The organism is Fluviicoccus keumensis (genome assembly GCF_004217445.1).
GTDB lineage: Bacteria > Pseudomonadota > Gammaproteobacteria > Pseudomonadales > Moraxellaceae > Fluviicoccus > Fluviicoccus keumensis.
Map to the genome: position 1 here is coordinate 560711 of NZ_SHKX01000011.1, position 22849 is coordinate 583559.

The window sequence follows — 22849 nt, forward strand, 5'->3', positions numbered from 1 at the left end:
CAATTAAATCATGGTTATGATTCTGACAATCAGAAAAATGTGAGGCAATCGACAAAAAGTTGGGCTGAGGTCAGGCTTTGAAGCCGTTGAGTTGGCTCATGGCTTTGGCGATATCGCCGCCAATGAAGGTATCGGACACACGCAACGCTTCATCCAGCGCCAGGTCAATCTTGTCCTGTTCGGAAGCCGGGGCTTTGCCCAGCACAAAATTGGAGACCAGCCGCGCTTCGCCGGGGTGGCCGATGCCGATGCGCAGGCGGTGGAAGCCGTTGTTGTTGCCGAGGCAGGCAATCATGTCGCGCAGGCCATTGTGACCGCCGTGACCGCCGCCGGTTTTCAGGCGGATATGACCGGGAAGCAGGTCGAGTTCGTCGTGGGCCGCCAGGATGGCGGTGGGGGGAATCTTGAAGAACGTGGCCATGGCGCCAACGGCCAGACCCGAACGGTTCATGTAGGTAGTGGGGATCAGCAGGCGGACTTCGTGACCGGCAATGGTGCCGCGTCCGGTGAAGCCATGAAACTTGGGTTCGGAAACAAGCCGGATGCCGTGGTTTGCCGCCAGACGGCTGACAAACCACGCACCCGCATTGTGGCGGGTCTGCTCGTATTCCGGTCCGGGATTTCCCAGGCCGACAATCAGTTGCAAACCCGCCATGACGACACTTAGGCCTTGTGCACGTTGGCAATCGGCTGGTCGTAGTCGTGGCCCTGGGCCAGCGAGGGGATTTCCACGCCTTCCGGCAGCTTGATGTCCGACAGGTGCAGGGTGGTGCCGATGTGTACGCCCAGCAGGTCAACTGTCAGGTATTCCGGCAGGTTGTTCGGCAAGCAGGCGATTTCGACTTCGGTGGCGATGATGGAAATGGAGCCGCCTTCGGTCTTCACGCCAACACAGGCTTCCTGGTTGGTGTAGTGCAGGGGCACCTTCATGGTCAGCTTCTGGGCCGCGTCAACGCGCAGGAAGTCAGCGTGCAGCGGGGTGTTCTTGGCCGGGTGACGTTGCATGGCCTTGATCACGGCTTGCTGGGGCTGGCCGTCGATGATCAGGGTCAGCACGTGCGAGTAGAAGGCTTCGTTTTCGATGGCTTTCACCAGCTCGCGCAGTTCGATGCTGATCGACTGGGCGTCTTTGCCGCCGCCGTAAATAACGGCGGGGATCTTCTTTTCCAGACGGCGAAGGCGGCGGCTCGCACCTTTCCCTTCGTCGGTCCGGTTGGTGGCATTCAGAGTGAAGTTAACGGACATGATTGTCTCCGGTTACGCCGTATTTCGCGACCAAATACGGCTGTTGCTAAAAAGGGCGGCTAAAAGGCCGCCCCGGGGTATCAGCGTGTTCAGAACAGCTCGAACATGGCGCTGATGGATTCTTCGTTGTTGATGCGGCGCAGCGTTTCCGCCAGCAGCGACGACATCGACATCTGGCGGATGCGGCCGCAGTTCTGGGCCTCTTCCGACAGGGGAATGGTATCGGTCACCACCAGTTCATCCAGCGCCGAGCCGGTAATGTTCTGGATGGCGGCGCCGGACAGTACCGGATGGGTACAGTAGGCGACGACGCGGCGGGCACCATGCTCCTTGAGCGCGGCGGCGGCCTTGCAGAGCGTGCCGGCGGTGTCGACCATGTCGTCGACAATCACGCAGTCACGACCGGCGACTTCGCCGATGATGTGCATGACCTGGGATTCATTGGCCTTCGGACGGCGCTTGTCGATGATGGCCAGGTCCACGTCGCCCAGTTGCTTGGCGATGGCGCGGGCGCGAACCACACCGCCGATGTCGGGAGAGACCACCACGAGGTTGTCATAGTGCTGCTTTTGCAGGGCGGTCAACAGCACGGGCGAACCGTAGATGTTGTCCACCGGGATGTCAAAGAAGCCCTGGATCTGGTCGGCGTGCAGGTCGACGGTCAGAACGCGGTCAATGCCGACGCTGGTGATCATGTCCGCAACCACCTTGGCGGTGATGGGTACACGGGCCGAGCGCGGGCGGCGGTCCTGACGGGCATAGCCGAAGTAGGGGATCACCGCGGTGATGCGACCGGCGCTGGCGCGACGCAGTGCGTCAGCCATCACAATCAGTTCCATCAGGTTATCGTTGGTCGGCGCGCAGGTGGACTGGATGATGAACACATCCTTGCCGCGCACGTTCTCGTTGATTTCCACGGCGATTTCGCCGTCGGAAAAACGCGAAACCTCGGCGGAACCGAGCGGAATATGCAGATGACTAACGACTTTCTTGGCTAGCTGCGGGTTGGCGTTACCCGTAAAGACGACCAGATTAGGCATGGCAATGAACACATTGTAGAGATGGCAGGGGCGGCTGGATTCGAACCAACGCATGGCGGGATCAAAACCCGCTGCCTTACCGCTTGGCGACGCCCCTATAGCGTGTGCGATCGTAAATCGCTAATTTTTGAGTGCTTCCCGCAATTCCCGGTGAGCCGGGGATTCGTTGACTGCTTTGGCAATAAACCCTTGGAAGGGCGACTGCTTCAAGATTTTTTCCGCCAGATCGCGACTTTCGCATTCCAGAAAAACACAGGAACCGGTTCCGGTCAATCTGCCTTTCCCAAAATTCTCAAGCCATTCAAGGGCTTTGTCAACTTCGCCGTACTGCTTTCTAACGATGCCTTCGCAATCGTTTTTGCAGTACTGCGTTTGCGAGGCCGCTAATTTAATCGGGGGCGTATCCCTTGTCAACGCTGGATCCGAAAAAATCTCACGAGTGCTTATTTCACAGTCAGGTTTTAGCACCAGATACCAGTTTTCAGCGATTTTTGCCGGGAAAATGATCTCGCCGACACCTTCGGCGTAGGCGCTGCACCCCCGCACGAAGACCGGCACATCCGCCCCTAGCGTCAGGCCGAGTTCGGCCAGTTGATCCAGTGAAAGGTTCAGATTCCAAAGCACATTCAAGGCCAGTAGCGTGGTGGCGGCATCCGAAGAGCCTCCGCCAATGCCGCCGCCCATGGGCAGGCGTTTTTCAATCCGGATATCCGCGCCCAGTCGGCATGAGGTGGCTTGCTGCAAGGCGACCGCAGCTTTGTAAATGAGGTTTTGTTCGTTCGGTACGCCCGGCAAGACTGGCGAAATACCAATGTCGGGGCCGGAGGTGCGCTGGAAGTGCAGGGTGTCGCCATGGTCCAGCAACGCAAAAAGGGTTTGCAGCGTATGGTAGCCGTCTGCCCGTCGGCCGGTGATATGCAGAAACAGGTTCAGTTTCGCCGGTGCGGGCAGGGTCAACGTATCCATCGGTTGTTCAGGGCGTTTGCCACTGGCTGACAAGAACGGTCAGGCGGGTGTTGGGGCCGGTAATGACGAACTTCTCCGGCAGGGTGCGGTCGTTGACGGTGGTCCAGCTCTTGTAATCGGCCTGCCAATCCTGTTCCAGCACGCTCTTGAGGAGACCATTTTCATCGGTAATGGATTCCGCGCCCGGGGTGGCCGTTCTGCCCTGGAACCATTTCGGCAACAGCGAGACCGGAGCGGTCCAGCCCAAGGCTTCCTGCATCAGGGCTTCGGGTGAGGCAGCCTCCACATGGCCGGTGCGGGCGCTGTCCAGCGTCACTTTTTCCGGGCTGCCTTCCAGTACGGTGCGGCCTTGCCCCAGCGGTCCGTTGAGGGTAATCCGGTAGAGGTTACCGTGCTGCTGCCAGACGTAATAGGCCGTGGCGGCGCTCTCGTGGCCGTCTGGCTGCAAGACGCGGATGGACATCTTGCCGCTTGCGGTCCAGATCAACAGATGGTCATTCTTGACGACCATGTCGAGCGGGGTGGCGATGCCGCCATCGGGTAACGGCGGAACAGCAGCGGACAGCAACGGCGGGATGGCGGGTTGTGATGCGCATCCTGCCAGCATCACGGGCAACAGCAGAGTAGGGAGTCTCACGGTTTTCGCTCGAATTTGGCCTTGTGTTTCAATACCAGTTCACTATCGGGATTTGCTTTCAGCAACTGCTGCCAGACCTTGCCGGCTTCAGCATGTTTCCCGGTTACCCAGAGAATTTCAGCCAGATGGGTGCCGATTTCCTCGTCGGGGAAAAGATTAAAGGCTTTCTGGACATATTCCAGTGCCTCGTTCACGTTTCCCACCCGGTAATACAACCATCCCATGCTGTCGATGATGGCCGGGTCTTCCGGCTTCAGTCGAAATGCCTTGCGAAGATAAACTTCGGCTTCGCCAAAACGTTGGGTCTGGTCCGCCAGAGTGTAGCCCAGGGCATTGAGGTAACTGAAATTATCCGGATCGCGGGATAGCAATTCTTGCATATCTTTCTCGAACTGGGGGAGATTTTTCAGCTTGTCGGCGGTTAATGCGCGTGAAAACAGCAGCAAATTGTCATGCGGATGTTTTTCCAGTCCATCATTGAGCAGCGCGATGGAGTCCGCGTACCGGTTTTGCTTGTTCAGCAGTTCCGCCTCCATGGCGTAAAGGGTTGTGGCTTGTTCCGGCAGGTTCTGTCGAGCCGCCGCGAGATTGCGCCGGGCTTCATCCAGTCGGCCAGAGCTGGCCAGCATATCCGAGAGTTCCCCCAAGGCGGGCAGGAAATGCGGGCCTTCGCCCACGGCTTCGAGGTGGGATTCGGCGGAGTCGGTGTTACCGCCACGACGGGCGATAAGCCCCAGGTAAAAATGCGCTTCGTCCGTGTGCTCGCCAGTCAGCACTAGTTGCTCCAGGCTGTGTCGGGACTCCTCGTCATGACGGTTGTTGAAAGCCAGTAAACCGTGCATCAGCAGGATTTCGCCGTCGGCGGGAAATTTGTCCAGCAGCTGTTTCAACCGCGACTCTGCCTGGAAGGAATGCCCTGCCTTGATCAGCGCGCGAGCATAATGCAGCGTCACTTGCCGGCTGTTGGGATACTTCATGACGGCGCTGGACAGGATGTCGAGGGCTTCATCGTTCCGGTTATCCATGCCGAGGATGCGGGCGTGAAGCAGCAGCGCGGGGATATTGTCCGGATTGATGGCCTGGGCGCGCCGGATATAGTCAATCGCCATTGAGTACTGGCCATTTTCCCCGGCCAGCAGCGCGTGCGCAAAATACAGCTGGCTGTTGCGGGGAAAGCGCTGTTCAAGCCGGTTGATGGACTCCAGCAATTTGTTCCTTCCTTCCGGAGTAGAAGGATAGGCGCTTAGAAAGAGAGCCTCCAGTTCCGCTTCGGGATTCAGGGCGATCAGCTTTTCCAGCGCATCCATCACGGCGTCCGCCTGTTGCAGGCGCAAGGCATGGTAGGCCTTCTGGTACCAGGCGGTGGTATTGTCGGGGTTATTGCGGCTGAACCGCTCCGCCAGTTCGAGGCCTGCCTGGCTGTCCTGCAGGTAGTTGGCGATTTGCAGCGCGCGTTCCAGCACGGCGGGATCATTGGTCGCCAGCGCTTCCTCGCGATAGGGAGCCATGGCCTCGGTCGGCCGGTTGCGGGCGACGGCAAACTCGGCGCTTAACAGACGGAAAAGGCCGTCGTGACTGAAGCCGGAACCGGCGACAGACGCCGTCGGAACCGACAGGGCGATCGCGGGAGTGGCCAGTCCCAGCGCCAGGACAACATATGCGGGAATACGGGGCATGATCGGGCAGTAATCCATGGAAATCGCGGCCAAACAGGCCAAGTCATGGCGAGCAAGTGTCTCAGGGAGCGTCGGTCAAGTCGAGTAACTTTGCGTTGCACACAAGCCGATTTGAAAAGAAGGCCTCTATCCCGCAAAATACCCGCTCTCAGTTCGGGGATATCCTCATCTTATGGGCCTGGTTGCGCTCGGCATCAATCACAAAACGGCTTCGGTGGATACGCGGGAAAAAGTTGCCTTCCTGCCTGAAACCCTGCCCCAGTCCCTGCAGGAAGCCTGTGCCGCTACCGGCATGCCCGAACTCGCCATTTTGTCCACCTGTAATCGCACCGAATTCTACGGGTTCATCGACAATCCTGAACAGCTGGTGCGCTGGTTGCAGGACGTGCGCAAGCTGGCCCCGCATGAGCTGGGCGGCAGTCTGTATGAGTTCAAGGACGCCGCCGCCGTCAGGCACCTGATGCGCGTGGCTTCCGGGCTGGACTCGATGATCCTGGGCGAACCGCAGATATTCGGTCAGGTCAAAACTGCCTATCAGCACGCCCAACAGGCGGGCACGGTGGGGCAGGGACTCGACCGCGTTTTCCAGCAAGTGTTTGCGGCCGTCAAGCGTGTCCGTACCGAGACGGCCATTGGCGCGAATCCGGTTTCCGTCGGTTTCGCCGCCGTGCAGCTGGCGCGACAGATTTTTGCTGACCTGGGTAAAACGACCGCGCTGCTGGTCGGCGCCGGGGAAATGATCGAGCTGGTTGGCAAGCATCTGAAAGAGCAGGGGGTGGCGAAGATCATCATCGCCAACCGCACGCTGGCGCGCGCCGAGAATCTGGCGGCGGAACTGGGCAATGCCCGCGCCGTGCTGCTGGCCGATCTGCATGAAGTGCTGCCGCAAGCCGATATTGTCATCAGTTGTACCGGTAGCGCCCTGCCCATCATCGGCAAGGGCATGGTTGAAAGCGCCTTGCGCAAGCGCCGCCGCCAGCCGATGTTCATGGTCGATATTGCCGTACCGCGCGACATCGAGCCGGAAGTGGATCGTCTCAATGACGTGTACTTGTATACCGTTGATGATCTGGAAGAGGTCATCGCGGAAAACCGGCGCGCCCGTCAGGATGCCGCCACCGAGGCCGAGAACCTGATTATCGCCTGCACTGCCCGCTACGAGGCGGATCAGCGCGTTCAGGCCGCCACCGGACTGGTAACCGCCTATCGTACCCAGGTGGAAGCATTGCGCCAGGAAGAGGTCGCCAAGGCCGCGCAGATGCTGGCCAAGGGCATGAGCGCCGAGGAGGTGCTGGAACGGGTGACCCGCAATCTGGCCAACAAGTTGATGCATGCCCCGACGATCAGCCTGAAGGAGGCTGCCGCCGAGCGCGATACCGACAAGCTGGCCTGGGCGACGAAGCTGTTGGGTATCAAAGACCAAAACTCCGGGGAGAATGAATGAAGCCGTCCTTGCGCGCACGTCTGGAACAACTGACCGAGCGTCTGGAGGAAGTCACCGCGCTGCTCGCGGACGGCTCCGTGATCAGCGATAACGATCGATTCCGCAAGCTGTCGCGCGAACATGCCGAGCTGGAGGAGGTGGTCGGCGTCTGGAAAGCCTATCGCCAGAGCGAGGAAGACCTGGAAACGGCGGAATCACTACGCAACGACCCTGAGTTCAAGGATATTGCCGAGGACGAGATCGCCGACGCCAAGCAGCGCCTGATCTCGCTGGATGAGCAGCTGGGCGTGTTGATGATTCCCAAGGATCCCAACGACACCTTGCCGGTTTATCTGGAAGTGCGCGCCGGCACCGGCGGCGACGAGGCCGCCATTTTTGCCGGCGACCTGTTCCGCATGTACAGCCGCTATGCCGAACGGCAGGGCTGGCAGGTGGAAATCCTGTCCAGCAACGATGGCGAGCACGGCGGTTACAAGGAAATCATCAGTCGCGTCATTGGCGACGGCGTTTATGGCCGGATGAAGTTCGAGTCCGGCGTGCATCGCGTGCAGCGCGTGCCCGCCACCGAAGCCCAGGGCCGGGTGCATACTTCGGCCTGCACGGTTGCCATCATGCCCGAGCGCGAGGATATCGGCACGGTGGAAATCAATCCCGCCGACTTGCGCGTTGATACTTACCGTTCCAGCGGCGCGGGCGGCCAGCACGTCAACAAGACCGACTCCGCCATCCGCCTGACCCATATTCCCACCGGCATTGTCGTGGCCTGCCAGGAAGAGCGTTCGCAGCACAAGAACCGCGCCAAGGCCATGGCGCTGCTGGCCGCCAAGATCGAGGACATGCAGCGCAGCGCGCAACAGACCGCCACCGCTGACATGCGCCGCGACCTGGTCGGTTCGGGTGACCGTTCCGAGCGCATCCGCACCTACAATTTTCCCCAGGGCCGTTTGACCGACCATCGCATCAACCTGACGCTGTACAAGCTGGATGCGGTCATGGAGGGCGATCTGGACGAAATCCTGTCCTCACTGGCCCGCGAGTACCAGGCCGACCAGCTGGCGGCCCTGGGCAGCGAAGACTCCCTGGCCTGATGGTCACCGTCGGCGATCTGAAAGCCGCCCCTCTGTGGCGCGAGCCGCTGGACCGCGAGGCGCTCTACCGCTTGCTGTCGCGCGTCACCGGCAAAACCCCGACCATACTCACCGCCTTCCCGGAAACGGCGTTGTCCGCCGACCAGCAGGCGGCATTCAACGCCTTGGCGGATCGATACCGCCAAGGAGAGCCATTGGCCTACATCCTGGGCGAGCAGGCTTTCTGGACCCTCAACCTGACGGTCACCCCTGATGTGCTGATTCCCCGTCCGGATACCGAATGCGTGGTCGAAGCCGTGCTGGAGTCGGGTAAAGGGCAGGTGTGGCGGGTAGCTGATCTCGGCACCGGCAGCGGCGCTATCGCGCTCAGCCTGGCGCAAGAGCATCCGGAATGGTCGGTGGTGGCTACGGATGCCAGTGCGGCGGCCTTGGCGGTGGCGCGCGGCAATGCGGCTGCACTGCCGCGGTGCAATATCGATTTCCGTCTAGGGAGCTGGTTCGAACCGCTGGACGGCCGTTTTCATTGCATTGTCAGCAATCCGCCCTATATAGCGGATGATGACCCGCACATGACCGCCCTGGCCCATGAGCCGCGCAGTGCGCTGGTTGCTCCGTTACAGGGACTGGCCGATATCGATTGGTTGACGGCGCATGCGGCGCAGTACTTGCATCCTGATGGATGGCTGGTCATCGAGCATGGCTGGCGGCAGGGGGAAGCAGTGCGTGAACTGTTCCGTCGGTCAGGTTTCCGTGACGTCACGACCGGCTATGATTACGGCGGCAATCCGCGCTACACGCGCGGCCAACTCTGATTTTTCCCGGAATCCCGCCATGCTGACCGATGCCGAACTGATGCGCTACAACCGCCAGATCCTGATGCCGCAGTGGGACATCGCCGCGCAGGAGAAAATCCGCGCCGCCCGGGTGCTGATCGTCGGTATGGGCGGTTTGGGCTGCCCGGTATCGCTGTATCTGGCCAGCGCCGGGGTGGGTGAACTGTGGCTGGCGGACTTTGACACGGTGGAGGAGAGCAACCTGCAACGGCAGGTGCTGTTCCGCGAAGAGGATATTGGTTGTCCGAAAGCGGAAGCGGCGGCTCGGCAACTGGCGAAGGTCAACCCGCACGTCACCCTCAAGCCGCTGGTGCGGGCGCTGGATGCCGACAGCCTGCCGGCGCTGTTGGCGGACGTGGATCTGGTGCTGGACTGCACCGACAATTTTTCCACGCGCGACGCCGTCAACCGGGCTTGCGTTATGGCAGGCAAGCCGTTAGTGTCCGCCGCGGCGATCGGGATGAGCGGACAACTGTCGGTTTTCCACGGTCAGGGCGACCGTCCCTGCTACCGCTGCCTCTATCCCGAGGGTGATGCCGGATCGGCCACCTGCAGTGAATCGGGAGTGCTGGCCACGGTCGTCGGCGTCATGGGAACCTTGCAAGCGCACGAGGCGTTGAAATGTTTGAGCGGAGTCGGTGTACCGTTGTTCGGCAAGTTGGTGGTTTGGGAAGGCGAGTCGTCGATGTGGCGAACGCTGGCGTTTCGCAGGGATCCCGCCTGCTCCGTCTGCGGAAATCCGGAGGTAAGCAAGTCATGAATCGTTACGCCACCTGGGGCAACGCCCTGAAAGGCTTGATGCGGCTGGGAGAAACCGGCGTGGTGCTGGCCGAGACCGGTATTGACTGGATGCGCGGCAAGCGCCCGCCGACACCGCGCCTGATGCGCCAGACCTTCGAGCGTCTGGGCGCGACCTACGTGAAGCTTGGTCAGTTCATCGCCAGTTCGCCGTCGCTGTTCCCGCCCGAGTTCGTCAACGAGTTCCAGCATTGCCTCGACCGGACTTCTCCCTTGCCGTTCCATGTGGTGCGCGAGGTTCTTCAGGAAGAACTCAAACAGCCGCTCAGCGCGATTTTTGCTGAAATCGATGAAAGTCCGCTGGCCTCCGCCTCCATTGCGCAGGTCCATGCCGCCAAACTGGTCACCGGCGAGCATGTCGTGATCAAGATCCAGCGTCCGGGTGTCGAGAACATCCTGCTGACTGATCTCAATTTCATTTACTGGGCGACGGCGCTGTTCGAGAAATCTTTCCCCAAGCTGAAGTTCGCCTCGTTGTCGGCGATTGTCACCGAAATCCAGGCCTGCATGATGGAAGAGGTGGATTTCTACAAGGAAGCCGCCAACATCGCCCAGTTCACCGAGTTCCTGCAGGCTACCGGCAACCAGTTGGCGGTCGCTCCGAAGGTCTATCCGCATGCTTCCGGCCTGCGTGTGCTGACGATGGAGCGCTTCTACGGCGTGCCGCTCACCGATCTGGAAACCATCCGCAAGTACACCCGTGATCCCGCCAATACGCTGGTGTCGGCCATGAATACCTGGTTCGCCAGCCTGATGTACTGCGAATCCTTCCACGCTGACCTGCACGCGGGCAACCTGATGGTGCTGACCGACGGTCGTATCGGCTTCATCGATTTCGGGATTGTTGGTCGCATCGCGCCCGATACCTGGGCGGCCACGATGGGCTTCATGGAGTCTATCGGCGAGGGCAATTTCGAGAAGATGGCCGACAGCATGGTCCGCATCGGCATGACCGGCAAGAAAGTGGACACCGCGCTGTTGGCGAAGGACTTGCAGGGCATGTACCAGACCATGACCGTGGTGGACCCGGCGCATGTGCTGAACGGCGCCATTAACGACAGTGAAATCAACAAGTTGATGATGGATGTTGTGGCGGTGGGTGAACGTCACGGCATCCGCTTCCCGCGCGCCTTTGCGCTGCTGTTCAAGCAGATTCTCTACTTCGACCGTTACATCAAGATCCTGGCGCCGGACATGGAGCTGTTCGCCGATGACCGCTTGCAGATGTTCGGCAAGCCGGACATGGAAAACAAGCTGAAGCGCCTCCATTAAAAATGGAGAGCGCCAGCAACCGGGGTTGGCCAAAGCTGCTGCCCCGGTTGCGGATCGGTCGCCGTATTTCTGCAATTAATCCCTTCGAAAACCCCTCGATTGGTTGAGTCGCCAAGACTTGAACGGTATCCTTATACCCCTTCAAAAAATAGGTTATTGGGCGGCGCTGTGTCGACCTGATGCCTGACGGCTGCAGACATCCTCTGAACACTCACCCAGGTAACTTTCGGCATGACATCTGCCCATCCCAACGGGTTCTACCAATCCGTTTTTGAACACAGTATGGAGGCTGTGTTTCTGACTTCTCCGGATGGAACCATTTTTGCCGCTAATCCTGCTGCCTGCTCGCTCTTTGGTTACAGCGAATCGGAGATGCTGCTGCTGGGACGTTCCGCCCTGATTGACAGCAGCGGCCCCGCCTTCGCCGGGTTTCTGGAGCAGCGTCGCCATTCAGGGCGCGCCCGGGGTGAGTTCGAAGGCATTCGTGCTGATGGCGGACGTTTCCCGGTCGAGGTCAGCTCCGAGCAGTTCTCGGATGATCAGGATTCACCCCGGACGATCATGATTGTCCGGGATTTGACCGAACGGAAGCGGACTGAGCAGGAGCTGATTGAGTCTCAGGTCTTGCTGGGCGCCATCATCAACAGTACTGCGGATCTTATCTGGTCGGTGGATGCCGAGACCTTGACGCTGGTCTGGTTCAATCGCGCTTTCAGCGAATATTTCTGGGCCCACCATGGCGTTCGCGTATGGCATGGCATGGGGGCGGAAGATTTGTTCCTGCAGCAACGGGAGGTGCTGGTCTGGCGCGGCCTGTTTCTCAAGGTGTTGGAGGACGGGGTGCTTTCGACCGAATATACCTCGCCGATCAATGGCATTGTCCTGCAGTTGAACCTCTCCCTATTGAAACGGGACGGCAAGGTATTCGGCATTTCCGCTTTTGGACGCGACATCACGGAGTTGCGGCGGTCGGAACAGAAAATCGCCGATTATGTCCGCCAGCTGGAAAACTCGATGCAGCAGACTTTGCTGGCGGTCGCGAACATGGTGGAAATGCGCGATCCCTACACCTCGGGCCACGAACGCAGGGTCGGAATTATTGCCGGCGATATTGCCCGCGAACTTGGCTGGCCCGAGGAGAAGTGCCGCAACCTCGAATTGATCGCTACCGTCCATGACATCGGCAAGATTGCCATTCCCGGCGATATCCTCACGAAGCCGTCGCGATTGACGCCGATTGAATACAAGCTGGTGCAGTCGCACGTGGAGCGCGGTTACGAAATCCTCAAGGATGTCGATTTTCCGCTCCCGATCGCCGAGATCATTTATGAGCACCACGAACGCATGGATGGCAGCGGTTACCCGCGCGGCCTGAAAGGCGATCAGATCCGGCCAGAGGCACGGATACTGGCTGTGGCGGATGTGCTTGAATCCATGGCTTCCCACCGTCCTTACCGGCCTGCGCTGGGTATGGATACGGCAATCCGCGAGATTGAAGAACATCGCGGCACCTGGTTCGATCCGGTCGTTGTAGACGCCATCCTGCGCATGATCCGCGAAAAAGGGTACAGCCTGCCCACATGAGTGGGGCAAGGCTTGGCGCAGCCTGATTGTTGAATCTTGGTTGCCATACCGAAAAGCCTCTCGTTTGCGGGAATGCCACGCGTTACAATGCAGCGACTTTAGCTCTTTGTAACAAGTTATGATTCCTGCCGAATCATCCCCTCCGGGCCAGCGTGGTTTTATCCTGACAGCGCTGCTGCTGATACTGACGCTGGTGCTGGTCGCCATTGTCGGCTTGGCTATTTACGCGCTCAGCCTGGACGGGCAGGTACGTTCAAAGTTCGAGGGCAAGCGTTGGGCGATTCCGGCCAAGGTCTACAGCCGTCCCCTCGAACTCTATACCGGCGCGCCCGTGAGTCGTGATGACGTTTTGGCGGAACTGGAGTTGCTGCATTACAACCCGGGGACCTCGTGGGAAAGTCCCGGTGTCTACACCGAACGTGACGGTGCGCTGTATGTTCACACCCGGGGTTTTGTGTTCAGTGATGAAACGGAAAAATCCCAGGTTCTCAAACTCAAATTCAGCGGCCGCGCACTGTCGGAACTTGCCAGTACGGAACAGAACGGTCGCGGGCTGGTTCGCCTTGAGCCTCTGGTCATCGGGGGTATTTACCCCAGCCAGAATGAAGACCGCGTCCTGATGCAACTCAAGGACAGCCCGAAATTCCTGATCGACGCCCTTATCGCTACCGAAGACCGTGATTTCTATCATCATTTCGGTATCTCCGTGCGCGGTATCCTGCGCGCCATTGCCGTTAACATCATGAATGGTGAGTTGCGTCAGGGGGGGAGTACGCTGACCCAGCAACTGGTAAAGAATTTCTACCTGACGGATGAACGTTCCCTGAAGCGCAAGCTGAACGAAGCCCTGATGGCGATGTTGCTGGAAACCCATTACAGCAAGAACGAAATCCTGGAGTGCTATCTGAACGAGGTGAATCTCGGTCAGAACGGAAATCGCTCCATTAACGGCTTTGGTTTGGCCTCGCAGTTCTATTTCGGCCAGCCGATCAGCGAATTGTCCCTGAGCCAGGTTGCCCTGCTGGTCGGCCTCGTCAAAGGCCCGTCATTTTACAATCCGTGGCGTAACCCCGACCGCGCCCTGGCCCGTCGCAACACCGTGCTGGACAACATGCTGGTACAGGGGCGCATTACCCGCGCCCAGTACGACAAGGCCCATGCCAAGTCCCTGGGCATCCTGATCCAGCCCACGGCCGGCTTGAGCCTGTATCCGGCTTTCATGGATGTCGTGCGTCGCCAGTTGAAGACGGAATACAAGGAGGAAGACCTCAGCTCCGAAGGTTTGCGGATTTTCACGACCCTCGATCCGCGTGTGCAAAACGCCGCCGGCAAGGCCTTCAACCAGACGTTGGGGCAATTGCGCGCCCGCAGCAGCAAGATGCAGGATTTACAGGGCAGCGTGGTGGTCGCCAACCCGGAAAACGGCGAGTTATTGGCAGTGATCGGCGGTTACGGCAGCTTTACCGGTTTCAACCGCGCCCTTGACGCCAACCGTCAGGTTGGCTCCTTGCTGAAGCCGGCGGTCTATCTCACGGCGTTGGCCAGCGGCCAGTACAATCTGCTCAGTCCCCTCGACGATAGCGCCGTAGAGGTGGCCGGGCAGAGCGGTTCGGTCTGGCGACCGGAAAATTATGACCATCAGGATCACGGCATCATTCCGCTTTATGACGCCTTGGCGCATTCCTACAATCAGGCCACCATTCGGCTGGGCATGACCATGGGAATCCCGACCGTCATCAAGACGTTGAAGGATCTCGGCGTAACCGAGGATCTGCCGAATTATCCTTCCCTGTTGCTGGGTACGGTCGATATGTCGCCAATGGAAGTTCTGCGTCTGTATCAACCCTTTGCGGCCAACGGTTTTCAGACCACTCCCCGGGCCATCCGTGAAGTCGTGAACACGCACGGTAAGCGTTTGACCCGTTACGGGCTCGACGTCAAGCAGGTCTATGATCCGGCCGCACTGTATCAGGTCAATTACGCCATGCAGCAGGTCATGCGCAGCGGCACGGCCTCGGCTGCCTATGCCCGCTTGCCCGGCAACCTGGTCATGGCCGGGAAGACCGGCACCACCAATGATTTGCGTGATGCCTGGTTTGCAGGCTATACCGGTAATTATCTGGCGGTTGTCTGGGTCGGGAATGATGACAATCGTTCCACCGGCCTTTCCGGTGCGTCCGGCGCGCTGCCGGTATGGGTGGATATCATGACCCGCCTGCATCCGGTTTCGCTGGAGCCCGCGCAACCCGATACCGTTTCGTGGGTCTGGGCTGACCGCAGCACCGGCAAGCTCAGCGCCGAGGGTTGTCCCGGCGCGTTGTATGTCCCGATGCTGACAACCGCTATTCCGGTGGAAAAGACGTTTTGCGCCGCCGGTAAGGGCGGGGATGCAGATCCGGTCAGCCGGGTGATCAATGGCACCGTCAACAAATTTCTGGATATCTTCCGATGAGTGTGCAACCGGTACGTTTTTCGCTGCTGTTACCCCTGATGATCCTGGCCGGTTGCCAATCAGCACCGCAACATGCGCCCAAGCGGTCACATCCAGCCGGGAACACAATCATCCGCCCGTTGCCATCGACTTCCGCATCAGCAACCGTTCTTCCGCCGACATCGACGCCCAATGTCAGTCAGATGCCGACCCAGCCGGCTGTTCCGTCATCTCCGATGATCATGAAACAGCCCGCACCGACCGGAACATCGGCTCACAGGTTGGCGGACGGACGTGACGTACCCGCCGTGCAAGGCTTGTTGGTTGCCGCCGATGCACATTTGCAGCAAGGCGCTCTTGAAGAGGCCGTGACCAGCCTTGAGCGGGCCCAGCGTCTCGCGCCACAGTCGGCGTCGGTGTATCTCAAGCTGGCGGAAACCCGGTTGCGGCAGGGGCGGGCGGTTGAAGCGGAGCAGCTGGCGCGCAAGGGGCTGGGCTTTTCACGTTCGGGAGCGCAACAGGCGGCTTTATGGCGTCTGATCAGCTTGGCGGCCGAAAAGCAGGGCAAGGCCGATGCCGCCCAGCAGGCTCGCCAGCGGGCAGATCAACTGGAAGCCATCGGCGATCGTAGCTGACTTTCAAGGCATTTGATGCTGGCTGTGGTCCATGCCTTCCATTCCCTCCATCCCGTCCATTGAATGCATGTCCATGTCTGGCTGATGCTGATGTCCGGCGGGCATGGTTTCAGTCCCGGCGGCAGAAGCGGGTGCGGCGCCATTCGGCTCTGCGGGTGAAGGTTTGGCGGCAGTGGCCGGCGCGGTCGCGGATATTTCGTGGTGATGATGTCCGCCAGCGTTGTGTGTCAGCGCCTGCAACAATGTCCACAGACCAAATGCCACGACCAGCAGTCCATTCGCCGTGCGCCATCCTTGCTGCTGCAGCTTGTTCTTGAGTTCGGCGGCAGCGCTTCCGGTCATCAGCATCATTGGCAGCGTGCCCAGGCCGAATGCCAGCATGGCGGCGCCGGCGGTCAGCGCGTTGGCGCTGGTCATGGCCAGGGCCAACGCGCTGTAAACCAGCCCGCAAGGCAGAAATCCCCAGAGCATTCCGGCGGCCAGGGCGCGTGGCATGGTGTTGATCGGGATGAAGCGCTTGCGCAACGGAGCCATAGCCTGCCATAAGCGCGCACCGGCGGCTTCCAGGCGGTCCAGTCCGCGCCACCAGCCCGTCAGGTAAAGGCCAAACAGGATCATCATGGCGGCGGTCAGCACGTAGGGCCAGCGCGAATTGACCAGCGGGGCCAGTATTCCCTTGCCCAACAGGCCCACCAGCACACCCAGCAGGCTGTAAGAAAGCAGTCTTCCCAGATGATAAAGCGACTGCAGCAGCAAACGCCGACCCGGAGTTTGTGACTGCAGGGCGAAGCCCAAGGCGCTGACGATACCGCCACACATGCCCAAGCAATGCGGAGAGCCGAAAAAACCGGCCGCCAGCGCCGTCGCCAGCAGGAGCAGATCATTCATCCTTCAGTCGTTCCTTTTGTTCCCGGCGGGCTTCGTTGTCATCAATGATGATGCGGTGCGCCGGGCCGACCAGATCGTCGAACTGATTGGTTTTGACGGCCCAGGTCAGGGCCCATATTGCGCCGGCGAGGAACATGACGCTGAGCGGAATCAGCAGGTAGACGACTTCCACGATAACCTCACAAAGCGTAACGCTTGATTCTCAGGGCATTCAGCACGACCAGCAGCGAGCTGGCCGACATGCCGATGGTGGCCAGCAAGGGCGAGATGTAGCCCATGGCGGCCGGAGGGACAATAGCCAGATTATAGACCAGCGCCCAGTACAGATTCTGGCGGATGATGCGACGGGTCTGCTGCGCCAGCCGGAAAGCGCTGTCCAGCGAACCGATACGATCGCCCAGCAGCACCACATCGGAGTGCAACTGGGCGAGGTCGGCTCCCGAGCCCATGGCGATGGAAATGTGCGCCTTGCCCAGCACCGGCGCATCATTGATGCCGTCGCCGACCATGACGACAATGCCGCCCTTGGCCTGAATGGTTTCCACTTCACGGATCTTGTCTTCCGGACTGAGCCCGCCGTGGATGATGTCAATTCCCAAGGCTTGGCCCAGGCTTGCGGGCAGTCCGGAGTGATCTCCGGACAGCAGCATGGTTATGACTCCACGGGCGCGCAGGGCGGCGATCAGTGCCCTGGCTTCCGGTCTGACCCGGTCCTCAAAGTCAAAGCGCGCGACCGGCGCCTGGTTGCATGTCAGCCAGATGCGCAAACGGCCTTCAGGAATCGGATCGGTTTCCGGAGACAGGAGTGCAAAGCGGGCGTGGCCGATTCGCCATTGTTGTCCGTCAATCAGCGCGGACAACCCTTGTCCGGGATGATTACGGCGATCGGCGGCCTCCGGCAAGTCGCCCGCGACCATCTGGCGGAAGGCGACGGCAACCGGGTGTTCCGAACCGGACTCCAGTGCTGCGGCAATACGAATCACCGTTGCAGGGTCCTGACCGGATTGCAGTATCACGGTTTCGACCAAGGTCAGCTTACCCTCGGTCAGGGTGCCGGTCTTGTCAAATACCACATGCGTGGCCGCCGACAGGGTCTCGAAAACATGTCCGCGGGTAATCAGGAATCCCGCCCGGGCCAGGCGATGGGTGCTCAGCGTGAGGGCGACCGGGGTAGCCAGCGATAAGGCGCACGGACAGGTGGCCACCAGAACCGCCAAGGTGGCCCACAGGGCCCGGTGGGGATCAATAAAATGCCAGCCCAGATAAACGCCTGCCGCGAGCACCAGTACCAGCCCGGAGAACCAGCGGGCGATACGATCCGCTTTCTGGGCCAACACCGGTTTTTCCGACAAGGCACGATTGATCAGGTGATTCAGGGTGGCCAACGTGCTGCCCGAACTGGGGCGCAAGACCTCGACCAGCAGCGGGCCGTCATGGTTCTGACTGCCGCCGGACAGCGTGTCGCCGGGAGCTTTGTCGATGGGCAAGGGTTCGCCGGTCAACAAGGCCTCGGACACCTGACTCTGGCCTTCAATGACCCGGCCGTCGCAGGGGATGCTTTCGCCCGGGCGAATCATGACTCGATCGCCTGGCTGTAGTTGTGTAACCGGAACATCTTCGCTGCCGCCGGGAAGCTGCAGGTGCGCCAGTTCCGGCATGACCGGACTCAGGTCATTGGCGGTCTCACCGGCCTGTTGCCGCGCCCGTGTTTCCAGGAATCTTCCGGTCAGCAGCAAGAAAATGAACATGCTGACCGAGTCGAAGTAGATGTCGCCGGTTGAAGTGATGGTGGCGTAAACGCTGATCAGGAAGGTGCTGATCAGGGCGATCGAAACCGGTACGTCCATGTTCAGGCTGCGGTTGCGCAATGAAATCCACGCGGACCGATAGAAGGGATAGCCTGAATAGAAAAAAACGGGAATGGTTACGACCAGGCAGGTCCAGCGGAAGAAGTCGCGGAAATCCGCTTCCTCAATGCCCAGATAAAGGCTTCCGGCATACATCATGACCTGCATGGAGCCCAGCGCGGCAACGCCCAGCTGTTTCAGCATCAGGCGTGACTCTCGCCGCAATTGTCCGGCATGAGTATCCTGGCGGAAGGGGCGGGCGCGATAACCGAGGCGGTCCAGGTCAGCCAACAGCGTGCTGAGCGGGGTGCGGACGTCATCCCAGAGCACACGCAGGCGATGGTTGCTGAGGTTCACCGAGGCTTGCCTGACCGCCGGTTCCTGCTGCAGACGGCGTTCGATCAGCCAGGCGCAGGCGGCGCAGCTAAGTCCTTCCACCGTCAGCTCGGCGCAAGCCAGATCATCTTCACGATGGACGAACTGGGCCTGCGTTTCCGGATGATCGTAACCCGCCAACCGCTCCAGCTTGTCGGGAAGGGGAGCGGTCGGACTGATCTCCGTCCGCTCCAGATAATAGTTTTCCAGACCCGAATCGACGATGGCGGATGCAACCGCTTGGCAGCCGACGCAGCACATGGGGCGCGCCTCGCCCAGAATGGTCACCTGCAACGGACGGGCGGGAAGCGGTTCACCGCAGTGATAACAGGTCACTGGCATGCGTATCAGGGACTCTTGGCGGAAATCGTCAGGGTGTCGGTCGGGAGTGCAACCACATCCTTCAAGCGCCAGTCCTTGCAGCCGATCTCGATATAGTAGCGTCCGACAGGAATGGCGGGAAGGTTGCCTACGTACACTTCACCCTGACGCACCAGTTCGGCCTTCAGATCCTTCTTGATATCGGTTGGATGTGAAAGCACCAGTTGCAGTTTCTCAGGCGTTGCGGCAGGCGGCAGGGGGCCGGGCGAGCGCAGTTGCACCCGGAGCGATTTGCCTGTCACTGTGATCTCGGTTGAAATCGCCAGGGCGGTCGCCAGGTTGTCCCGGGAGAAGTCCTGGCGGATGGCCTTTTTCTGGCTGTACCAGTCATCCTTGACTTCGCTGTCCTTGTTCTGCACGGCTACATACAGCATCGAGAAGCTGAGTCCGACCGTGAACACCGGAATAAAGATGATCAGCCACACCCAGGGGTTGGTGTACCAGATGTTTGCCTTCTTTTGGGGTTCAACGGTCATGTTGCTTCTCTCTTAGCTGTGGGGCGCCAGGAAAACAGTCTTGGTTTCCTTGCTGATGTCCGAAGCATTCACGGCTTCCACCTTGAACTCGACCTCATACTTGCTCTTGTGCAATTCAGCCGGGTTGGCCTGCAAGGTGACCGGAACACTGACCACTTCACCAGGTTTGACCACGACACCCGGAACCGGCAGCAGCTTGATGTCGTCATTACTTTCCACGGATACCTGATAAGTATAGGGAACTTGCGCTTTGTTCAGGATGCGCAGCGTATATGCGTTCTCGATCAGGCCTTCGCTGCTTTCCCGATACATCGAACTGCGGTCGCGCAGGGCTTCAACTGTCAACGGCACGCGGGTCGCCAGGGCATAGACGAACAGCACGAAGACGGCCAGGAAAACGGTGGTATAGCCTATCAGGCGCGGCCGCATCCAGTGGTACGGTTTGTGTTCTTCCAGAATGTGTTCGGTGGTATAGCGCACCAGGCCGCGCGGCTTGTTGAGCTTGTCCATGACGGAATCACAGGCGTCCACGCAAGCGGCGCACTGGATGCACTGGAACTGCAGACCGTCGCGAATGTCGATGCCGGTGGGGCAGACCTGAACACACAGGCTGCAATCCACGCAGTCGCCCAGCGGATTTTCAGCTGTGGATTGTTTCAGGGCACCGCGCGGCTCACCGCGTTCGTGATCATAGGAAATGATCAGGGTGTCCTTGTCGAACATCACGCTCTGGAAGCGGCCGTAGGGGCACATGTAGAAACAGACCTGTTCCCGCAGCCAGCCGGCATTCATGTAGGTGAAAACGGTGAACAAGCCGATAAAGAAGTAGCCCCAGACATCCAGGCTGCCATTGGTGAAGTCCCAGGCCAGATCACGGATTGGCGTAAAGTAGCCGACAAAGGAGAAGCCGGTGGCGAAGGCGACCAGCATCCACAGGGTATGCTTGGCCAGACGACGGCCGATCTTGCCGGCCGACAGATCGGCCTTGTCCAGCTTGATCCGGGCGTTGCGCTCGCCTTCCGTAATCTTCTCGATCCACATGAACACCCGCGTCCAGGTTGTTTGCGGGCAGACGTAACCGCAAAAGACGCGGCCTGCGAAAACCGTCACTACGAACAGGCCGAAGGCGCCCATGATCAGCATCCAGGACAGGAAGAAGAAGTCCTGGGGCGCGAAGGAGAAACCGAAAATGTTGAACTGACGGTGGGGCAGGTCGAACAGCAGAGCCTGATGGCCCTTCCACATCACCCAGGGCAGGGCGAAATAGGCCAGCAACATGCCAGCCATAGTGACGTTGCGAATACTTTGGAATATCCCCTTGATGGTGCGGGGGTGGATTTTTTTTCGTTTGGCGTAGAGTTCGAATTCTTCGGTGGGATTTACTTTGACAGGATCTGGCGAGCGGTCTTGCGTGGGTATTTTCTGACTCATGAGGGTGAACCTCGTATACGGGTGGGGGTACTGTCCGCAGTATAACATACCTGCGGACAGACCAGAGAACGACTTACTTTCCTAGCGACAGCGAGTATACGTAAGCAGCCACCAGGTGAATCTTTTCTTCACCCAGCGTGTCCTTCCAGGCAGGCATGTGACCATTGCGACCATGGGTAATGGTCTCAACAATCGCTTCCTTGTTACCGCCATACAGCCAGACCGTATCAGTCAGGTTCGGCGCGCCGACAGCGATGTTGCCGCGACCTTCCGGACCGTGACAGGCGGCGCACTGAACGAACTTGCCAGCGCCGGCGTCAGCCAGCTTCTGGTCGGCATCGGACAGCTTGCGGCCGGACAGGGTCAGCACGTAGTTGGCCACTTCCTGGACACCCTGAGCGCCGAGCACTTCACCCCAGGCCGGCATCTTGGTGCCGCCCTGCACGGACAGACGTCCGTTGGTGATGGTTTCAACGATCTGGGCAGGCTCGCCGCCGTACAGCCAGTCATTGTCCGTCAGGTTGGGGAAGCCGCGGGAACCGTGGGCATCCGCACCATGACAGGCAGCGCAGTTGTCAGCGAAGATACGACCGCCGATCTTCATGGCGGCGGCATCCTTGGCCAGTTCCGGAATCTCGACCTTGGCGTACGCCTGGAACTTCGGCATGTACTTGGCGTCATAAGCCGCCTTGTCCTTGTCGTGTTCGCCGTGCGAGGTCCAGTTCAGGAAGCCCTTGTAGGAACCCAGACCCGGATAGGCGGCCAGATAGAACAGGGCGAAGAAGATGGTCAGCCAGAAAGTCATCAACCACCAGCGGGGCAGGGGGTTGTCGTATTCCTTGATGCCATCGTATTCGTGACCCGTGGTGCCGTCTTCTTCCTTGTGGTGCAACTCGATCTTGCGGGTCCAGGTAACCAACCATGCGCAGCCGACAACGACGGCCATGGAAAGCACGATAATGTACAAACTCCAGAATGCGCTCATTCTGTTTTATCTCCCGATTGGTGTCGGTTTTGATAGACGGGGTCTGTGTCCAGAACCAGGTTCGCGTCCTGCTCGAAACGTTCCTTATTGACGGGGGTGTAAGCCCACCAGCAAATCAGGCCAAACGCGAACATGGCGGAAAACAGCCCAAACATGTACAGCAGGACGGTACCGTTCATCGTCTTATCTCCGTTCTTTGACAGCCAGGCCCAGTTGCTGCAGGTAGGCGATCAGGGCTTCCAGTTCGGTCTTGCCCTGAACGGCCGCCTTGGCGCCCTGGATATCGGCATCGGTATACGGCACGCCGAAGTGATCCCGGAACAGCGCCAGCTTCTTGCCGGTCAGCTCACCATCCAGCTTGTTGGTGGCCAGCCACGGGAAGCCGGGCATGTTGGACTCGGGCACGACATCGCGCGGGTTCATCAGGTGAACGCGGTGCCATTCATCCGAATACTTCGCGCCGACACGGGCCAGATCGGGACCGGTACGCTTGGAACCCCACAGGAACGGGTGATCCCAAACCGATTCCTGGGCCATGGAGTAGTGACCATAGCGTTCGGTTTCGGCGCGCAGCGGACGGATCATCTGGGTGTGGCAGACGTGGCAGCCTTCACGGATGTAGATGTCCCGGCCTTCGAACTGCAGGGCAGTCCAGGGCTTCATGTTCGGCAGAGGCTCGCGCAGTTCCTTCTGGAAGAACAGCGGCACGATTTCCACCAGTGTTGCAAAGCTGATCGAGACACAGATCAGCACGATCAAGAGGCCGAGGTTCTTCTCGACTAACTCATGGGATTTACCAGCCATAAGAATCTCCTCC

The 22849-nt window shown here is 59.7% G+C and carries 22 protein-coding genes and 1 tRNA gene; 8 read left to right on the plus strand and 15 right to left on the minus strand.

Features of this window, described 5'->3' with window-relative positions; genetic code table 11:
* Positions 1-70: 70 nt before the first annotated feature.
* From pth to EV700_RS07875, 7 genes are all read right to left on the minus strand, one after another.
* Positions 71-655 (minus strand): aminoacyl-tRNA hydrolase, encoded by a 585-nt coding sequence (gene pth, locus EV700_RS07845; protein WP_130412456.1) that lies wholly within the window; start codon positions 653-655, stop codon positions 71-73.
* A gap of 8 nt (positions 656-663) precedes the next feature.
* Positions 664-1245 carry a 50S ribosomal protein L25/general stress protein Ctc gene (locus EV700_RS07850; protein ID WP_130412458.1) on the minus strand — a complete coding sequence of 194 codons (582 nt, stop codon included), beginning with the start codon at positions 1243-1245 and terminating at the stop codon, positions 664-666.
* An 89-nt stretch (positions 1246-1334) separates the two neighbouring features.
* Positions 1335-2285, minus strand: a complete 951-nt coding sequence (locus tag EV700_RS07855; protein WP_130412600.1) for a ribose-phosphate pyrophosphokinase — start codon at positions 2283-2285, stop codon at positions 1335-1337.
* A 22-nt stretch (positions 2286-2307) separates the two neighbouring features.
* Positions 2308-2382, minus strand: a tRNA-Gln gene (locus tag EV700_RS07860).
* A 23-nt stretch (positions 2383-2405) separates the two neighbouring features.
* Positions 2406-3251, minus strand: a complete 846-nt coding sequence (ispE, locus tag EV700_RS07865) for a 4-(cytidine 5'-diphospho)-2-C-methyl-D-erythritol kinase (RefSeq protein WP_130412460.1) — start codon at positions 3249-3251, stop codon at positions 2406-2408.
* Positions 3252-3258: 7 nt separating this feature from the next.
* Complete coding sequence (gene lolB / locus EV700_RS07870; RefSeq protein ID WP_130412462.1) at positions 3259-3888, minus strand: lipoprotein insertase outer membrane protein LolB; 630 nt, start codon at positions 3886-3888, stop codon at positions 3259-3261.
* A complete protein-coding gene (locus EV700_RS07875; protein WP_165391379.1) occupies positions 3885-5564 on the minus strand; it encodes a tetratricopeptide repeat protein in 1680 nt (559 codons plus the stop codon). The genes lolB and EV700_RS07875 overlap by 4 nt, the downstream gene beginning before the upstream one ends.
* Before the next feature lie 172 nt (positions 5565-5736).
* On the opposite strand from EV700_RS07875, the gene hemA reads away from it, so the two are divergent.
* From hemA to EV700_RS16840, 8 genes are all read left to right on the plus strand, one after another.
* Entirely contained in the window at positions 5737-7008 is a 1272-nt protein-coding gene (gene hemA / locus EV700_RS07880; RefSeq protein WP_130412466.1) for a glutamyl-tRNA reductase, read from the plus strand.
* The gene (gene prfA, locus EV700_RS07885; RefSeq protein ID WP_130412468.1) at positions 7005-8096 is read left to right on the plus strand and encodes a peptide chain release factor 1; all 1092 of its coding nucleotides are present in this window, start codon (positions 7005-7007) and stop codon (positions 8094-8096) included. Before hemA ends, prfA begins: the two co-directional genes overlap by 4 nt.
* The gene (gene prmC / locus EV700_RS07890) at positions 8096-8908 is read left to right on the plus strand and encodes a peptide chain release factor N(5)-glutamine methyltransferase (protein ID WP_130412470.1); all 813 of its coding nucleotides are present in this window, start codon (positions 8096-8098) and stop codon (positions 8906-8908) included. Before prfA ends, prmC begins: the two co-directional genes overlap by 1 nt.
* 19 nt (positions 8909-8927) lie before the next feature.
* Positions 8928-9689, plus strand: coding sequence for a HesA/MoeB/ThiF family protein (locus EV700_RS07895; RefSeq protein WP_130412472.1), 762 nt, complete (start codon positions 8928-8930; stop codon positions 9687-9689).
* A complete protein-coding gene (locus EV700_RS07900; protein WP_130412474.1) occupies positions 9686-10999 on the plus strand; it encodes an ABC1 kinase family protein in 1314 nt (437 codons plus the stop codon). Before EV700_RS07895 ends, EV700_RS07900 begins: the two co-directional genes overlap by 4 nt.
* A 231-nt stretch (positions 11000-11230) precedes the next feature.
* A complete protein-coding gene (locus EV700_RS07905) occupies positions 11231-12583 on the plus strand; it encodes an HD domain-containing phosphohydrolase (protein WP_130412476.1) in 1353 nt (450 codons plus the stop codon).
* A 118-nt stretch (positions 12584-12701) separates the two neighbouring features.
* Positions 12702-15035, plus strand: a complete 2334-nt coding sequence (gene mrcB, locus EV700_RS07910) for a penicillin-binding protein 1B (RefSeq protein ID WP_130412478.1) — start codon at positions 12702-12704, stop codon at positions 15033-15035.
* A gap of 221 nt (positions 15036-15256) precedes the next feature.
* Positions 15257-15649 (plus strand): tetratricopeptide repeat protein, encoded by a 393-nt coding sequence (locus EV700_RS16840; protein ID WP_165391380.1) that lies wholly within the window; start codon positions 15257-15259, stop codon positions 15647-15649.
* Between the two features lie 3 nt (positions 15650-15652).
* Here the strand turns inward: EV700_RS16840 and EV700_RS07920 are convergent, their stop codons facing one another.
* From EV700_RS07920 to ccoO, 8 genes are read right to left on the minus strand one after another with little or no spacing between them, the layout of a single operon-like run.
* On the minus strand, positions 15653-16537 hold the full coding sequence (locus EV700_RS07920; protein ID WP_130412482.1) for a sulfite exporter TauE/SafE family protein: 885 nt from the start codon (positions 16535-16537) through the stop codon (positions 15653-15655).
* Complete coding sequence (ccoS, locus tag EV700_RS07925) at positions 16530-16709, minus strand: cbb3-type cytochrome oxidase assembly protein CcoS (RefSeq protein WP_130412484.1); 180 nt, start codon at positions 16707-16709, stop codon at positions 16530-16532. The genes EV700_RS07920 and ccoS overlap by 8 nt, the downstream gene beginning before the upstream one ends.
* Positions 16710-16716: 7 nt before the next feature.
* Complete coding sequence (locus tag EV700_RS07930) at positions 16717-19101, minus strand: heavy metal translocating P-type ATPase (RefSeq protein ID WP_130412486.1); 2385 nt, start codon at positions 19099-19101, stop codon at positions 16717-16719.
* Positions 19102-19106: 5 nt separating this feature from the next.
* Positions 19107-19616: a FixH family protein gene (locus tag EV700_RS07935; RefSeq protein ID WP_130412488.1), complete on the minus strand. Its 510-nt coding sequence runs from the start codon at positions 19614-19616 to the stop codon at positions 19107-19109.
* 12 nt (positions 19617-19628) lie between these two features.
* A complete protein-coding gene (gene ccoG / locus EV700_RS07940; protein ID WP_341272938.1) occupies positions 19629-21095 on the minus strand; it encodes a cytochrome c oxidase accessory protein CcoG in 1467 nt (488 codons plus the stop codon).
* Positions 21096-21120: 25 nt separating this feature from the next.
* Positions 21121-22032: a cytochrome-c oxidase, cbb3-type subunit III gene (ccoP, locus tag EV700_RS07945; RefSeq protein ID WP_130412492.1), complete on the minus strand. Its 912-nt coding sequence runs from the start codon at positions 22030-22032 to the stop codon at positions 21121-21123.
* A complete protein-coding gene (locus EV700_RS07950) occupies positions 22029-22211 on the minus strand; it encodes a cbb3-type cytochrome oxidase subunit 3 (RefSeq protein ID WP_242610216.1) in 183 nt (60 codons plus the stop codon). The genes ccoP and EV700_RS07950 overlap by 4 nt, the downstream gene beginning before the upstream one ends.
* A gap of 4 nt (positions 22212-22215) precedes the next feature.
* Positions 22216-22836: a cytochrome-c oxidase, cbb3-type subunit II gene (gene ccoO / locus EV700_RS07955; protein WP_130412494.1), complete on the minus strand. Its 621-nt coding sequence runs from the start codon at positions 22834-22836 to the stop codon at positions 22216-22218.
* Positions 22837-22849: the final 13 nt, after the last annotated feature.